This window comes from Sphingopyxis sp. EU05-FHT14B03 (genome assembly GCF_058790875.1).
On sequence record NZ_JBYTDC010000001.1, the window covers coordinates 738361 to 752896 of the forward strand.

Annotated in this window: 13 protein-coding genes; 5 read left to right on the forward strand and 8 right to left on the reverse strand. The window is 67.6% G+C overall.

Annotated features, from left to right (window positions below):
* Positions 1-4: 4 nt before the first annotated feature.
* The 5 genes from AC3WS4_RS03650 to AC3WS4_RS03670 all read right to left on the reverse strand — a co-directional run bounded on the left by AC3WS4_RS03650 (position 5) and on the right by AC3WS4_RS03670 (position 4850).
* Positions 5-619: a DUF4230 domain-containing protein gene (locus AC3WS4_RS03650; RefSeq protein ID WP_492736455.1), complete on the reverse strand. Its 615-nt coding sequence runs from the start codon at positions 617-619 to the stop codon at positions 5-7.
* Positions 616-1536: an MBL fold metallo-hydrolase gene (locus tag AC3WS4_RS03655; protein ID WP_492736453.1), complete on the reverse strand. Its 921-nt coding sequence runs from the start codon at positions 1534-1536 to the stop codon at positions 616-618. Before AC3WS4_RS03655 ends, AC3WS4_RS03650 begins: the two co-directional genes overlap by 4 nt.
* A 556-nt stretch (positions 1537-2092) precedes the next feature.
* The gene (locus AC3WS4_RS03660; RefSeq protein ID WP_492736451.1) at positions 2093-3823 is read right to left on the reverse strand and encodes a M56 family metallopeptidase; all 1731 of its coding nucleotides are present in this window, start codon (positions 3821-3823) and stop codon (positions 2093-2095) included.
* Complete coding sequence (locus AC3WS4_RS03665; RefSeq protein WP_492736449.1) at positions 3820-4188, reverse strand: BlaI/MecI/CopY family transcriptional regulator; 369 nt, start codon at positions 4186-4188, stop codon at positions 3820-3822. The genes AC3WS4_RS03660 and AC3WS4_RS03665 overlap by 4 nt, the downstream gene beginning before the upstream one ends.
* A 515-nt stretch (positions 4189-4703) precedes the next feature.
* Complete coding sequence (locus AC3WS4_RS03670; RefSeq protein WP_492736447.1) at positions 4704-4850, reverse strand: hypothetical protein; 147 nt, start codon at positions 4848-4850, stop codon at positions 4704-4706.
* Positions 4851-4870: 20 nt separating this feature from the next.
* Between AC3WS4_RS03670 and AC3WS4_RS03675 the strand changes: the two genes are divergently transcribed.
* Positions 4871-5266, forward strand: a complete 396-nt coding sequence (locus AC3WS4_RS03675) for a group III truncated hemoglobin (protein ID WP_492736445.1) — start codon at positions 4871-4873, stop codon at positions 5264-5266.
* Positions 5267-5419: 153 nt separating this feature from the next.
* Here AC3WS4_RS03675 and grxD read toward each other — a convergent pair whose 3' ends face one another.
* From grxD to AC3WS4_RS03690, 3 genes are read right to left on the reverse strand one after another with little or no spacing between them, the layout of a single operon-like run.
* A complete protein-coding gene (gene grxD / locus AC3WS4_RS03680) occupies positions 5420-5749 on the reverse strand; it encodes a Grx4 family monothiol glutaredoxin (protein WP_056343201.1) in 330 nt (109 codons plus the stop codon).
* 50 nt (positions 5750-5799) lie between these two features.
* A complete protein-coding gene (locus AC3WS4_RS03685) occupies positions 5800-6033 on the reverse strand; it encodes a BolA/IbaG family iron-sulfur metabolism protein (RefSeq protein ID WP_056343204.1) in 234 nt (77 codons plus the stop codon).
* 10 nt (positions 6034-6043) lie between these two features.
* Positions 6044-6367, reverse strand: a complete 324-nt coding sequence (locus tag AC3WS4_RS03690) for a DUF1476 domain-containing protein (RefSeq protein WP_056343429.1) — start codon at positions 6365-6367, stop codon at positions 6044-6046.
* Between the two features lie 213 nt (positions 6368-6580).
* Here AC3WS4_RS03690 and AC3WS4_RS03695 point away from each other — a divergent pair, with 213 nt between their 5' ends.
* From AC3WS4_RS03695 to AC3WS4_RS03710, 4 genes are all read left to right on the forward strand, one after another.
* Positions 6581-9679: a CHAT domain-containing protein gene (locus AC3WS4_RS03695; RefSeq protein WP_492736442.1), complete on the forward strand. Its 3099-nt coding sequence runs from the start codon at positions 6581-6583 to the stop codon at positions 9677-9679.
* A gap of 4 nt (positions 9680-9683) precedes the next feature.
* Entirely contained in the window at positions 9684-11774 is a 2091-nt protein-coding gene (locus AC3WS4_RS03700; RefSeq protein WP_492736439.1) for a CHASE2 domain-containing protein, read from the forward strand.
* Entirely contained in the window at positions 11761-12519 is a 759-nt protein-coding gene (locus AC3WS4_RS03705) for a hypothetical protein (RefSeq protein WP_492736437.1), read from the forward strand. Before AC3WS4_RS03700 ends, AC3WS4_RS03705 begins: the two co-directional genes overlap by 14 nt.
* Positions 12520-12606: 87 nt before the next feature.
* A complete protein-coding gene (locus AC3WS4_RS03710; RefSeq protein ID WP_492742634.1) occupies positions 12607-14526 on the forward strand; it encodes a ShlB/FhaC/HecB family hemolysin secretion/activation protein in 1920 nt (639 codons plus the stop codon).
* Positions 14527-14536: the final 10 nt, after the last annotated feature.

The following is a 14536-nucleotide window of genomic DNA, read 5'->3' on the forward strand; positions in this document are numbered from 1 at the left end:
CGATTCAGTCGGCCGTGTCCCCGGCGAACCGCGCAGTCACCTTGGCGTCGATGCCCGCGGCCCTCAGCGGCATGGCGAAGCTCTGCTCGATGGCGGTGCGCGCCGCACCCTGCGCAAGGCGCATCGGGGTGCTGCCCCTGGCCTGCTTGATCAGTTCGTCCTGCGCGGCCCTACGGTTCGCGTCGTCGAGCGTCTTTTCGGCGTCGGTCAGCGTCAGCAGGATCGCGCCGTCGCGAAACTCGCTGATCGCGTCGATGTCGATCTCGGGTCCGGCGAGCCGCAACGGCGGCAGCGTCACGGTCAGCGTGCCCGCCTCGGCATTCCAGTCGAGGTCGGATTGCTTGAGCTTCGCAAGGTCGAGTTCGTAGCGCACCGTGCCCGGCATGATCAGCGTCTTTTTGGCGCTCAACCCGAGCCGGCTCTGCGTCGAGGTCACTACCGCGACATAACGCGCGGTGAAGGGGACGAGGATATTCTGCTCCTGCAATCCCTGCAGGCTCGCGGCGACGACGGTCTCGGGCTCATAACCGCGCTGCCAGTCCTGCCAGGCGCGCCAGCCGAGGAAGACTCCGACCGCCAGGACGACGAGGATCAGGATGCGGAAGAGCGAGCGGCTCATGCGACCAGCCGCCATGCGTCGGCTTCGCGCGCTACGCGGCCGCGCTGCTCGAGATCGAGCAGGTGCGCGAGCACCGACCGCCCGGCAGCACCGGTCAGGCGCGGGTCGAGACCCTTGTACATATGCGACACCATCTCGGGGATAATGGTCGTGCCGCGTTCGAGTTCCTTCAAAATCTGGCGCTCGCGCTGTTTACGGTGGCCCAGCATGCCGCGCACCAACTGCCGGGGCTTGGTCACTGAGGGGCCGTGCGCGGGATAATAGACGCGGTCTTCGCGCTCATAGAGTTTCGACAGGCTGGCCATATAGGCCGCCATGTCGCCGTCGGGCGGGCTGACGACGCTGGTCGACCAGGCCATGACATGGTCGCCGGTGAACAAGGCGCCGCTTTCGAGCAGCGCGAAGCAGAGGTGATTCGACGTATGCCCCGGGGTCGCGACCGCCTCGATCGTCCAACCGTCGCCCGATATCCGCTCGCCGTCGGCGAGCACGCGGTCGGGGGCATAATCGGGGTCGAAGGCCGAATCGGCGCGCGGGCCGCTGTCGCTGATGGCGAGCGGCGCGCAGCCGATGATCGGCGCCCCGGTCGCCTCCTTGAGCGGCGCGGCGGCGGGGCTGTGGTCGCGGTGGGTGTGGGTACAGAGGATCGCCGCGACGCGCGCATCGCCAACCGCGCGCAGGATCGCGTCGACATGGCCAACCCCATTGGCATCGGCAGGGTCGCCGACGCTGAAGCCGCTGCCGGTCGGGCCGGGGTCGATCACCGCGACGTCGCTGCCCGCCCCGACGATCCAGGTCTGGGTGCCGGTGAAGGTATAGGGCGAAGGGTTCGGCGCGAGCACGCGGCGCACAAGCGGTTCATGCTGCTCGCAATCGCCGGCGTGGATGGAGTCGGGCCAGGGCTTTTCGTCGCTCATGGGGTGCATGTGGCATTGCGGGCGGCGGAGCAAAAGGGGATCGGCGAAGAAATTCGGACGGGCGAGCGCCTTAAGGGCACAAAAGCCCCGCATGACGCGCCAACAAATGAGTCCTTTGTGGCTTTAAGCGATGCGACGGGCGAGGCGGCGAGCGCGTTTTTGCGAGAAGGCACCGGAGCGGTCGGCTGGCTCATCGGCAAGGGTAGATCATGGCGGGATAAATTAGGAAAGCCCGATTTTGGGGATGGCGGGTATCGAGCGATTGCGGACATAAATCCTCCCTGCGGCGCAGCCGTGGGGAGGGGGACCGCCGCGCAGCGGTGGTGGAGGGGCTGCGGCCTTGCGCCAGCCTTTGACGGCGTCGGCCCCTCCGTCAGCGCTTCGCGCTGCCACCTCCCCATCGCTGCGAGACAGGGAGGAGCGGCAACGCCCGCTTCCCACCCAAAGCGAAAATCGCACCCCTGCAAAGAAAAAGGGAGCGGTCGCCCGCTCCCTTTCCCCGCCCCTGCCGCAGATGCCCACCGGGGAGAAGGCACCCGCGTCAAAACTGAAACTGTCAGTCGACCGGTTTTTCGAGGTCGGCGATCGCGCGGTCGAGGTCGGCGGCGACCTTGGCGCGAATCTCGTCGGACATGCGCCGGCCCGCTTCGCCCTCGGCGAACTGGTCGCGCGCCTTTTTGAGCGCCGACAATTGGGCCGTCCTGTCCATGCCGCCGCCGCAGCGGACCATCACGACGCGGCTGTGCTTCCTGCCATCCTTGTCGTCGCGGCTCACCAGCGGCGTCGACTTCTGGCCCTCGCCGCAGTTGATCGCCGAGAAACTCTTGCCGTCGAACGACTGCCAGGCACCGGGAGCCATCGGCGGCATCGGGGGCATGGGCGGCATCGGCGGGATGGGGGCAAGCGCGAACTGATGCTTGCGCTTCGCCTCCAGCTTGTCGGCGATCGCCTCGGCCTGCGCGCCGGTGACACCCTGTTCCTTCAGCGTCGCGAGGATGTCGTCGCGCGACAGCGCGCCGGGCATGCGCAGTTCGAACCGCTTCGCCCTGGCGTCGCCGGGCGCGAAGATCATGGCTTTGCCCTCGCCGTCCTTGACCTCGCCGTTGCGGATCACGATGCGATGCACCTCGCGCTTCGTGCCGTCCCTGGCGGTCGCATCGCCCTCACCATGCTCTTCGCTGGTGAAGATCATCACGCGCGGGGTGCCGGCGATGGCCTCGGGGGCCTCGGGCGCTTCGGGCGGCAGCGGCGCGTCGGGAGCCTCGGGCGGCGGCGGGGGTGCGGGCGGCGCGGCGAGGTCGCTTTGCGCGCTCGCGATCCCGGCGGGCACCAGCGTCGCGGTCGTCGCGAGCACCGCGAGCGTCGCGCCGCCGACGAGCAGCCGTCCGACGAGGCCGCGCTTCTTCGAAATATCCTGCTGCATCAGCATCGTCAGTCTCTCCTGCAAATTGTCGTGGACCGCCATCGGCGCCGCGAGCGACAGCCGCGAGCCGACCGCCGCCTTGGCGATCGCAGTGGCATAGCGCGCGGTGCGAACATTGCGCGGCGCGCTGTCGGTCAGCGCGAGGACCCGCGCGTCGCACGCCGCCTCCTGGTCGAAACGAAAGGCGCGGAGCGCGCGCCAGGCGAAGGGGTTGAACCATTGCACCGACAGCAGCAGCAGCGCGGCGGCATTGGCCCACAGATCGCCGTGGCGATGATGCGCCAGTTCATGGTCGATCGCGAGCGCGCGTTCCTCGATCACATAGCGCGCGAAAAAGTCCTGCGGCACCGCGACATAGCGGCGCCACAGGCCGAAGGCGACGGGTCCGTCGACCGCGTCGGTCATCACCAGCCGGATGGTGCCGATCGGTTCGAGCACCACCGCGCCGGTCAGCACCTGACGGCGGAAGCGGTGGTGCGACACCATGGCCGCGATCAGCACCGCAACCATGCCCGCCGCCCAGACGGTAAACAGCACCGGCAGCACGTCGGCCATGGTCAGCAGCGGAGCGGCCTGCACCGTCGACGCCGCCGCGACCGTATCGGTCGGCGCGAGCATGATCAGTTCGGTAACCGGTTCGGCCGTCGCAGAGGCCGCGGCGGCAATGGCCGGTGCGACCTCCGGCTGCGCGAAGGGCAGCGGCGGCAGCAACAGGCGCAACGCGGGCACCGCCCACAGCGCATAGGTGAGCCCCGGCCCGAAATGGCGCGCGAAGGGCTTGCGGATCAGCAGGATCATCAGGACGAGCACGGCGGTCGTGACCAGCGTGTCGCCCCAGGCCTGGAAGACCATGGCGGCGCTCATGACTTCAGCCTCCTGAGCAGCGCCTCGATCTCAGCGATGTCGGTGTCGGACAGCGCCTCGCGCTCGGCGAGATGGGCGATCAGCGGGCTGACGCGGCCGCCGAACAGGCGGTCGACGAAGCGCTGCGATTCATCGCCCACCGCATCGGCGCGCTCGACCGCGGGGCTGTAGAGAAAACGCCGTCCTTGCGCTTCGGCGGTCACCGCGCCCTTCTGGACGAGGCGCGCGACGAGCGTCTTGACCGTCGCGAGCGTCCAGCCGTTCGCGGCCCCGACATTCTCCGCAAGATCGGTCGCGCTCTGCGGGGATTCGTCCCACAGCGCCGACAAGATCTGCATTTCGGATTCGCTGGCGCGTTCTGCCATCGTGGAACCCCTCCCTTCGGCCTCATCTGCGATACGACTACAGATGTAGTCAATAGGCTGAACCGATGATGAATGAAGCTGAACGGCGCTGAGGGAACGATCGTCCCTGTGGCGAAGCCATGCGGCAGTGGCAGCGGCGTAGCCGCTGACGGAGGGGGCGACGCCGTCGAGCGGCAGCGCAAGGCCGCGGCCCCTCCACCAACCGCTTCGCGGTCGGTCCCCCTCCCCATCGCTTCGCGACAGGGAGGATTCGGACAGACCTGTCGGGATTTTTGACACCCCCGATGCCCGGTAAGGAATTGCTAACCAGCATCTCGCCCCGAAAACCGCGATGTCGCCAAACTGGCACGCCCCTTGTATGGTATCGGATGTTCCCGAGTGTTCCGCTCAAAGGAGCGGTGGGGGACATCAGTCTGGTCCCTGATGTCCCCTGCCCCCACTCAGGACATCCCCACTTACCCCCGACGCGACGGGGGGCGGAGCGGCCGAAAGGCCCCGCCCCCCGGACGCACTTCTCAGTCTCCTGCAAGCTCCGGCACGCCGAACAGCGCCGCGCAATGCGTGCGATCAAGCCGATGCCGAAAATCCTTCGAAAACCCGGCCTTCGTCATAATATGTATTTTTGTTGCATGTTTTAAGTTCGGCGAATAGATGCGCGTCATATGCATGTTCGGAGCGAGTCGTGGAACAGGACGAGCAGATCGACGAAACCGCGCTCGAGCGCCTGATCCCCGCCTTCTACGACCGCGTGCGCGCCGATGCGGAGATCGGCCCGCTGTTCAACGACGCGGTGCACGACTGGCCCGGCCATCTGGAAAGGCTGGTCGCCTTCTGGTCGTCGGTGATGCTGACCAGCGGCCGATACAAGGGCAGCCCGATGGCCGCGCACCTGAAGCACAAGGCGCACATCACCCCCGCGATGTTCGACCGCTGGCTCGCGATCTGGACCGCGACCACCGACGAACTGCTCGCGCCCGCGGCGGCTGCCGCACTGCAGGCGAAGGCCGCCCGCATCGCCGAAAGCCTGCAACTCGCGCTTTTCTTTCGCCTCGAAGATCCTCGCATCCGGGCCAGCTGACCTTCATCTGGTTCAGGACAAAGCCCCTATGCGCACCGTCTCCGCGGGCCTGTGAGACCCCCGACGCGTCCCGAAGCCGCGTACCGGCACAAAAGGGCCCGCCGACGCACTCCAGCGTCGGCGGGCCCTTTTGTTCGGAAAGGCGATGTTCCCTTATTCGGCGCGCGCCGGGACGTCGGCGACCAGCGTGTGCAGTTCGCCCGCCTCCCACATTTCCATCATGATGTCGCTGCCGCCGACGAATTCGCCCTTCACATAGAGCTGGGGGATCGTCGGCCAGTCGGAAAACTCCTTGATGCCCTGGCGGATCTCCATGTCCTGCAGCACGTCGACGGTGTCATATTCGACCCCGAGCCGGTCGAGCATCGCGATCGCGCGCGACGAAAAGCCGCATTGCGGGAACAAGGGCGTGCCCTTCATAAAGAGCAGGACGGCATGGTCGCCAACCAGCTTGGCGATACGATCATGGGTGGCTTCGGTCATGGTGCAGTCTCCGGTTGGGCGCGATGTCGCGCCCGAAAATCATCTGGTCCCTATGAAGGAACGCCGGTGGTCAATTGCAAGGCATGAAGTTCGCCGCCCATGCGCCCGCCGAGTGCGGCGTACACCGCCTTATGCTGCGCGACGCGGGTCAGCCCTCGAAAACTCTCGCTGACGACATGCGCGGCATAATGGTCGCCGTCGCCGGCGAGGTCGGTGATCGTCACCTCCGCACCGGGGAAAGCGGCGGCGATCATCGCCTGCAGATCGGATTCGCGCATCGCCATCGCGCGGCGCCTACTGCTTGTCCATGAATTGGCGGCGCGCTTCGACCGCCTTGTCGTTCAGCGCTGCGCGGATTTCGGCGTCGCTGATCTCGACCTGCGCTGCGGTCAGGTCGCCCGCGAGCTTGCGGATCACGTCCTCGTCACCGGCTTCCTCGAAATCGGCCTGGACCACCGCCTTGGCATAGGCGTCGGTTTCCTCGGGAGTCAGCCCCATACGCTCGGCGGCCCATTCGCCGACCAGCCGGTTGCGGCGTGCGGTGATGCGGAACTGCACCTCCTGGTCGCGGGCGAACTGCGCCTCAAATGCTTTTTCGCGATCGTCGAATGCGCTCATCATATCCTCTTGGTTTGAAACCTGTCGGCTTGCAGATAGGTCGGGCGGCCAAGGCACGCAAGGCGCCTGTGCGCCAGATCACTTCCCTTTTGAATGCGAAGGGGTTAGGGTTCGCGCCAACGGTTATGGGTCGTACCGCAGCAACAAAGACTGCGCCTTGCCGCCATCGGGCTGGCACGGCGCCCTTGCGTTTGTGTTTGGGGGATTACGTTCATGGCCGCTCGACGTCCGTTTTTCGTCTCGTTTCTGGGAATGCTGGCGCTTGCCGCACCCGGGACGGCGTCGGCGCAGGCGTCCGACCCGACGCTGCGCGACAGCTTCGCGATCGGCGACAAGGGCGGGTCGCTTTGCGAGGTCCAGTCGACGGTACGCGACTCGGTGATCACCGGCATGTTCGACCGCGCGTGGATGATCGTCTGCCGCGATGCCGGCCAGCCCGTCGGCTATGTCCGGATGCTGCGCGCGACCCCGGCCGAAACCCGGGCCCGCGTCGATCGCGCGCGGGCCGGAACGATCGCCTGTACCGCGACGGACAACTGCATGGTCAAGGACAGCGACGTCCAATGGACCACGCGCATCGAGGGCGAGGGCAACACCAGCTACGCGGTCGAGGGCTTTACCGCCTATAAGGACGCGCTGAACCTCGCGCTCGAATCGATCCGCCAGCGCAAGGTCGCCTCGGGCACGATCAATGTCGCGACCACCTCGATCGGCGGCAACGACGGCTTTGCGCGCACGCTCGCGGGGACGATCGACGTCGATCGCGCGCTCGCCGAGGGTTATCGCCGCAACCACAGCGGCGATTATGCCGAGGCCGCCGAATTTTTCGAAGCGCTGTCGCGTCGCGCGCTCGAGGAACAGGCCGCCGCCGACATCGATCCGACCGAATTCACCCTCAACCGCGCGCTGCAGAAATCGAACCTCGGCGAATTCGCCGAGGCCGAGCGGCTGTTCGGCGAGGTCGAGGCGATCCCGACCACCGATGCGGTGCAATTGCGCCTGCGCCGCAATTTCCGCGCGATCCACGCGCTCAACCAGCGCGATTATGCCGGCGCCGCCGACCTGCTCAACACGCCGATCCCGCCGCTGGCCAGCGCGGTCACCGTGGCGGGCGACGCGGTGACGCTGACCCCCGAGATCGTCGCCGGGGTCAACAGCGGCAGCAATGCGCGCGCGATCCGCCAAAGTTCGGACAATGAGCGGCTGACCCCACTCGAACGCGCGCAGATCATCGACGCGCAGGCGGTCCACCTGCTCGGCACCGTCGAGCGGCTGCGCGGCAATCCGGCGGCGGCGAAAGCGGCGCAACTCAAGGGGCTGGCCGACGCGATGGCGGTCCGCGAAGGCCGCGTGACCTCGATCGTGCGGCTGCGCTCGCAAATGCTCGGCGAACTCGCGCTCGCCGAAGAGGCCGCGGGCGACAAGGACGCCGCCGATGCGCGCTTCCTGGAATCGATCAACGCGCTCGCGGTCGAATATCCCGAAACCAACGCGCTCGCCTCGGCGCGCGCGCGCTATGCCGCCTTCCTGACCCGTCAGGGTCGTGATGGTGAGGCGATGACAATCTATCACGACGTCGTCGGCGCGCTCGCGAGTTCGCAGCGCTCGACCTCGGGCATGGCGAACATGATGGCGCCCTATTACCGGCTGCTCGCCGCCAAGGCCGCGAGCGACCCCGCCGCGGTCGGTGACTTCTTCGTCGCCAGCCAGTTGCAGGTCCGCCCCGGCGTCGCCGATACCCAGGCGGTGCTGGCGCGCGAATTGTCGAGCGGCAGCGCCGAAGGATCGCGGCTGTTCCGTCAGGCGACGACGCTGAACCGCGACATCGAACGCGCCCGGATCGAGGATGCGCGGCTCGCGCAAATGGTGGAAACGCCCGAAATCAACGCGCTGCGTGCCGATCTCAAGACGCGGCTCGACAATCTTGACTTCCAGCAGGCCGAAACCGTCGCGTCGCTGTCGGCCTATCCGCAATATCGCGTCGTCGCGCCGGGCAAGCTCGACCTTGCCGAACTGCAAGCGGTGCTGCGTCCCGACGAGGGGTATCTGAAGATGCTCGTCGTCGGCGATGCCGTTTATGCGATGCTGATCGACACCAAGGGCGCGCAGCTGTGGCGCTCGGACATCAGCACGACGCAGCTCGAAAATGCGGTCGACAGCGTCCGCTCGACGATCTCGATCGTCGAAAATGGCCGCCGCGTCACCTATCCCTTCGACGCCGCGACCGCGCGCAGCCTTTACACCCAGTTGTTCGGCCCGGTCGCCGACCGGCTGCCGACGATCGCCAACCTGATCTTCGAACCCGATGGCGCGATGCTGCGGCTGCCGATCAACCTGCTGATCACCGCCGATACCGGGCTCGCCGATTATGAGCAGCGCCTGCTCGATCCGGGGGCCGACGCGTTCGACATGCGCCGGATTGCCTGGCTCGGGCGGACGACGCGGCCGAGCACCGCGGTGTCGGCGCTCGCGTTCCGCAACGCGCGCCAGGCGGCACCGTCGAACGCGGCGCACCAATATTTCGGGCTCGGGCAGAATCTGCCGGTGGGGCCCACCCTCCCCTCGCTCGGGTCGCGCGGCGCCGCCGGCGGGGTCGACGACAATTGCCAATGGGCGCCCTCGCAGTGGAACCGCCCGATCTCGGCCGACGAACTGAACACGGCGCGCGTCGCGATGGGCGACCGGGCGGCGGCGCTGCTGACCGGCGGCGCCTTCACCGATACGGCGGTCAAGGCGCGGGCGGACCTCAACGACTATCGCATCATCCATTTCGCGACCCACGGCCTCGTTACCGCACCGCGCCCGTCCTGCCCGGCGCGCCCGGCGCTGGTGACGTCGTTCGGCGACAGCGATTCGGACGGCCTGTTGACCTTCCAGGAAATCTACGACCTCAAGATCAACGCCGACCTGGTGATCCTGTCCGCCTGCGACACTGCGGGCGCCGCCTCGGTCAGCGCCACGCGCGAAGCCGGCGTGGCGAGCGGCGGCGGCAATGCGCTCGACGGGCTGGTCCGCGCCTTCATCGGCGCCGGCGGCCGGTCGGTGATCGCGAGCCACTGGCCCGCCCCCGACGATTTCGACGCGACCAAGCGGTTGATCGGCGGACTGTTCGCGGCACGGCAGGGTGAGAGCGTCGGCGACGCCCTGTGGGCAACGCAGACGCTGCTGATGGACGAAAAACAGACCTCGCATCCTTATTATTGGGCGGGGTTCGCGATCATCGGCGACGGCGGCCAGGCGCTGCTCCACGGCGGCACCGCGACCGCAGCGGCACCGCAGACCGGAGAGGCCGCCGGCCGCGCCGCCCGCTGATCCGATGACCGAAACCCCGACGACCGAACCAGAGACGGCGCCCGAAGCCGCGGCCGAAAAGCGCGCGGCGGTGCCGCTGCGCAAACAAGTGCGGCGGCTGTTCACCCAGCTCGGACCGGCGCGACTGGCGACGACGCTGATCTTCCTGATCGTCGCGATATTCGTCGCGCGGATGAGTTGGCAATTGCCGCTCGCCGGCGACGCCGAACGCGCGCTCTACGACAGCCGCGCCTCGCTGACGGCGCAGCATGTGGGGCAAGACCCGCGCATCGTCATGATCACCTATAATGACGAGACGCTGTTCAACACCGGGATCCGCTCGCCGCTCGACCGCACCCTGCTGACGACGGCGCTCGCCAACATCGACGCGATGGGCGCCAAGGCTATCGGCATCGATATCCTGTACGACTCACCGCGCCCCGACGACGACGCGCTGAAGGCGCAATTGCGCGCGATGAAGACGCCCACCTGGCTCGCCTATCTCTCGCAATCGGACAACCCGACCACCATCCAATATCAGCAACAGCAATTCCTCGACGCGTTTCTGGCCGATGTGACCACCGCCAGGACCCACCCGACCAGCGTGCGCTTCCGCACCGACGAGGACGGGGTGATGCGCAACTGGCCCGACCGGCCCAAGGGGTTGCCGCCGCTGATGGCCAATGCGCTGGCGCCGGTCGACAAGGCGCATGCCGACTATCAGGGCAATATCCGCTTCCGCTTGCCCGCCCGCGCCGATGCGGAGCAGGAAGAGCCGGTCTTCGCCAATATCCCGATCGACAGCTTCGCCATCCCGATGGACGACGAGACGCGCGCCGGTTTCGCCGAACTGGTGCGCGGCCGTTATGTGCTGATCGGCGGCGACATCGTCGACAACGACCTGTTCACCACCCCGCTGTCGCGCCTGCCCGACCTGCAAACGGGCGAACGCGAGCAGATGATCGGGCTGGAGGTGCACGCGCATATGCTGGCGCAGCAACTCGACGGCGCATGGTCGAACCCGGTTCCGGGCTGGGGCCTGTGGGCGCTCGCGCTGCTCGTCGTGATCGCGGGCGGGCTCACCAGCCTGATCGACCTCAAGGCGCGCTGGGTGATCGCGATCTTCATCGCCCAGATGCTGTTTTTCCTCGCCTATCCCTTCTGGCTGCAAAAAGTCGGGGTCGATACCACCGGCCTGCCCGCCTTCGGACAGGCGCTCGGCTGGCTGTTCGGCTTCGTCGCGGTCGGCTCGGCGGCGCGCGCCATCGGGTCGCGCCAGCGCGCCTTCGCGCAATCGGCGCTCGGCAAATATCTGCCCGCCGACGTCGCCGAACAGATCATGCGCGACCCCGAACAGCTGTCGCTGCACGGCGAGCGGCGCAACATCTTCTGCGTCTTCACCGACCTCGAGGGCTTTACCAAGCTCAGCCATGCGACGACGCCGGAAACCGTCGCGCGGCTTCTCAACGAATATCTCGACCGCTTGTCCGACGTCGTGCTCGGCCATGGCGGCACGATCGACAAATTCGTCGGCGACGCGGTCGTCGCCTTCTGGGGCGCGCCATTGAGCCGCCCCGACGACGGACCGCAGGCCGCCGCCGCGGCGATCGCCATGTACGAAGCGGGCGAGAAATTCCGTGTCGACCTCGCCGCCGAAGACGTCCCCCCGCTCGGCATGACGCGCGTCGGGCTCCACGTCGGCGACGCGATCGTCGGCAATTTCGGCGGCGAGGGCCGCATCCAGTACACCGCGCTCGGCGACAGCATGAACACCGCCTCGCGGCTCGAGGCGGCGAACAAGAGCCTGAAGACCGGCGTCCTGATCTCGGCCGAGGCCGAGGCGCGCGCGAAGCGCGACGATCTGGTGCCGATGGGCCGGGTGACGCTGCGCGGCCGCGCGCAACCGGTCGACACCTTCACCCCGCGCCCCGACCTCAGCGCCGACCAGCGCGCGCGCATCGCCGAAATGGTTGCGGCGCACGCGGCAGGCGATAAAAATCTTTATGTGACCTGCGCCACAGCGGTGGGCGCCGAATTCAGTCACGATACATCCATCCTGTTCTTGATAGAACGACTGAACGAGACCGAAAGTGGAGAAAGCTATGTCCTGTCCTGAGATCCGCACGCGCCGGCTGGGATTGACCGCCGCCGCCGCGCTCGTCGCGATCGCCGTCACCGGCACCGCCGCGGCGCAATCGATGGTCGTCCGCTCGACCGGGCCGTCGGCCTCCAAATATCCGGCGGGCACCAAGCTCAAGAACAGCGACCGCGTGACGCTCGTCGCGGGCGACAAGGTCGTGCTGATCCAGGGCGGCAAGACCAAGACGCTGACCGGCGCGGGCACCTTCACCGCCGGCGCCACCGTCGTCGCCAGCCAGTCGATGGGCACCACCGTCACCCGCATGATGGCCAAGCGGCCGATGGCGACGCGCGGCGGAGCGTCGCGCGGGCCGGAGGAAATGAGCGCCGAGAACCGCGCACCCAATTTGTGGCTGCTCGATTATCGCGCCGGCGGCACCTTCTGCGTCGCCGATCCGGCGACGCTGATGCTGTGGCGCCCCGATATGACGAGCGACACCGCGCTGACCATCGCCAGCGGCGACAAGAGCGAGACGGTGGCGATCGTCAGCGGCGCGCAGTTCCGCAAATGGCCGACCGACACGTTGCCCGTGCAATATGACGTCGACTATCGCCTCTCGGGCGGCGGGCTTGCCGCGCCGGTGACGGTCCGCTTCGCCGCGCTCGCGGCGATGCCCGAAACCCCCGACGCCGCCGGCGAAATGCTGCTCGGCAAGGGCTGCGCGCCGCAGCTCGACAGGCTGGTCGACGCGATGGCCGAATCGGAAGCGACGGGCGGTTGACGGAAACGGGCGGGAATGATTGAACCCGCCCGATCCATCTGATAACAATGGGATGAAAAGCTGCCGTACGAGCGGCAAGTCCTTTCCTTGGGTCGAAAATTCGCGCAGCCCGTCACCGGGCTGGGCATGATGAATTGGACGTGCGGCGGCGACGCCGCGCGCCGTCGAACGCAAGGGGTGGAGATGATCGGCAGCGGCTATCAGGGGCAATCGCGCGAAGCCGAAACGCGGCGGCGGGCCTTCCGGCGCTTCGTCGCCGGGTCGGGCCTGATCGTCGCGGCCTTGCCCGTCGTCGGGCACGCGCAGGTCGCGACCCCGCAAATCCCGACCCGCGAGGAAATCCAGCGCCCGGCGCCGCCGCCGGTTCCGCAGGCGAACGAACAGGTCGTCACCGCCGACGATGCCATCGAACGCGCACCCTGCCCGCTCGCCAACCCCGAATTCGCCAATATCCGCGTCACGCTGCGCGACGTTCAATTCTCCAGCGTCGAGGGCATCGACCCGGCGACGCTCGCGTCGACCTGGTCCGACCGCGTCGGTCAGGACCTGCCGATCTCGGTGGTCTGCGACATTCGCGACCGCGCCGCGACGATGCTGCGCGCAAAGGGCTATCTGGCCGCCGTCCGCGTCCCGCCGCAGACGATCGACGACGGCATCGTCAAGCTCGACATTCTCGCCGCGCGGATGAGCCGGATCGAGGTGCGCGGCGACGCCGGCGCCAATGAAGGGTTGCTCCAGCGCTATCTGTCGCATCTTCAGGACCAGCCTGTCTTCAACATCGCCGATGCCGAGCGCTATCTGCTGCTCGCGCGCGACATTCCGGGCCTGTCGGCGCGGCTGACCCTGCGCCCCGGCGCCGCGCCGGGCGAAGTGGTCGGCGAGGTGACGGTCGACCGCACCGCCGCGATCCTCGACTTCAACGTCCAGAATTTCGGGTCGAAGGACGTCGGTCGCTGGGGCGGCATCGCCCGCGCGCGCGTCTTTGGCCTGACCGGCATGGGCGACATGACCACGGTCAGCTTCTATTCGACCCCCGATCTCGACGAACAGAATGTCGCGCAGGTCGCGCATGAATTCCGCGTCGGCGACGAGGGGCTGAAATTCGGCGCCAGTTACACCTATGCCTGGACGCGGCCGAGCGTCGCGGCGCTGCCGATCAAGTCCGAAACCCAGATCATCAGCCTGTTCGCATCCTATCCGCTGGTACTGACGCAGGCGAACCGGCTGACCGTCGGCGGCGGGTTCGACCTGATCGACCAGGACATCGGGCTGGGCGGCGTGCCGCTCAACCGCGACCGGCTGCGCGTCTTCAACCTGCGCGCCGATGGCAGCTGGACCGACCCGGCATCGATCGGCGGGCGCAGCGGGTTCAGCCCCGCCGAGCCGCGCTGGTATCTCGGCGCCTCGCTCGAAGCGCGGCAGGGCGTCAATTTCCTCGGCGCGAGCGACGATTGCGGCCCCACCGGCGCCGCCTGTTTTGTCCCCGGCGCGATCCCGCTGACCCGCATCGAGGGCAAGCCCGACGCCTTCCTGGTGCGCGCCAACGCGCTCGCCGAATGGCGGCCAGTCAAGAATTTCACCCTGTCGGCGGCGCCGCGCGCGCAATGGGCGAGCGACCCGCTGCTCGCCTATGAGGAGTTTTCGGGCGGCAACTTCACCGTCGGACGCGGCTTCGACCCCGGCACGGTGATCGGCGACAGCGGCGTCGCGGTGTCGGTGGAGGCGCGCTACGGCAGCCTCGTCCCCGCGAACACCGAAAGCGGCGCGCTCCAGCCCTTCGTCTTTTTCGACGCCGCCTGGGTCTGGAACAAGGACCTCGCCTTTGCCGGGCTCAATCCGCAGAAACTCTATTCGGCCGGCGGCGGCATCCGCCTTGCTTATGGCGATTTTGGGCGGCTCGACCTGACCGTCGCGGTGCCGCTCAACCGCGCGGGCTTCCTGACCCAAAAGCCCGAACCCCGCTTTCTGCTCAATTTCACCACCCAGTTCGGCGTGAAGGCGCGCTGACATGAGTTTT

Excerpts from the sequence above, each read along its gene's own strand:
- AC3WS4_RS03650 (WP_492736455.1), bottom strand. The coding sequence starts at position 619 with ATGAGCCGCTCGCTCTTCCGCATCCTGATCCTCGTCGTCCTGGCGGTC.
- AC3WS4_RS03655 (WP_492736453.1), bottom strand. The coding sequence starts at position 1,536 with ATGAGCGACGAAAAGCCCTGGCCCGACTCCATCCACGCCGGCGATTGC.
- AC3WS4_RS03660 (WP_492736451.1), bottom strand. The coding sequence starts at position 3,823 with ATGAGCGCCGCCATGGTCTTCCAGGCCTGGGGCGACACGCTGGTCACG.
- AC3WS4_RS03665 (WP_492736449.1), bottom strand. The coding sequence starts at position 4,188 with ATGGCAGAACGCGCCAGCGAATCCGAAATGCAGATCTTGTCGGCGCTG.
- AC3WS4_RS03670 (WP_492736447.1), bottom strand. The coding sequence starts at position 4,850 with ATGACGCGCATCTATTCGCCGAACTTAAAACATGCAACAAAAATACAT.
- grxD (WP_056343201.1), bottom strand. The coding sequence starts at position 5,749 with ATGACCGAAGCCACCCATGATCGTATCGCCAAGCTGGTTGGCGACCAT.
- AC3WS4_RS03685 (WP_056343204.1), bottom strand. The coding sequence starts at position 6,033 with ATGGCGATGCGCGAATCCGATCTGCAGGCGATGATCGCCGCCGCTTTC.
- AC3WS4_RS03690 (WP_056343429.1), bottom strand. The coding sequence starts at position 6,367 with ATGAGCGCATTCGACGATCGCGAAAAAGCATTTGAGGCGCAGTTCGCC.
- AC3WS4_RS03695 (WP_492736442.1), top strand. The coding sequence starts at position 6,581 with ATGGCCGCTCGACGTCCGTTTTTCGTCTCGTTTCTGGGAATGCTGGCG.
- AC3WS4_RS03700 (WP_492736439.1), top strand. The coding sequence starts at position 9,684 with ATGACCGAAACCCCGACGACCGAACCAGAGACGGCGCCCGAAGCCGCG.
- AC3WS4_RS03705 (WP_492736437.1), top strand. The coding sequence starts at position 11,761 with ATGTCCTGTCCTGAGATCCGCACGCGCCGGCTGGGATTGACCGCCGCC.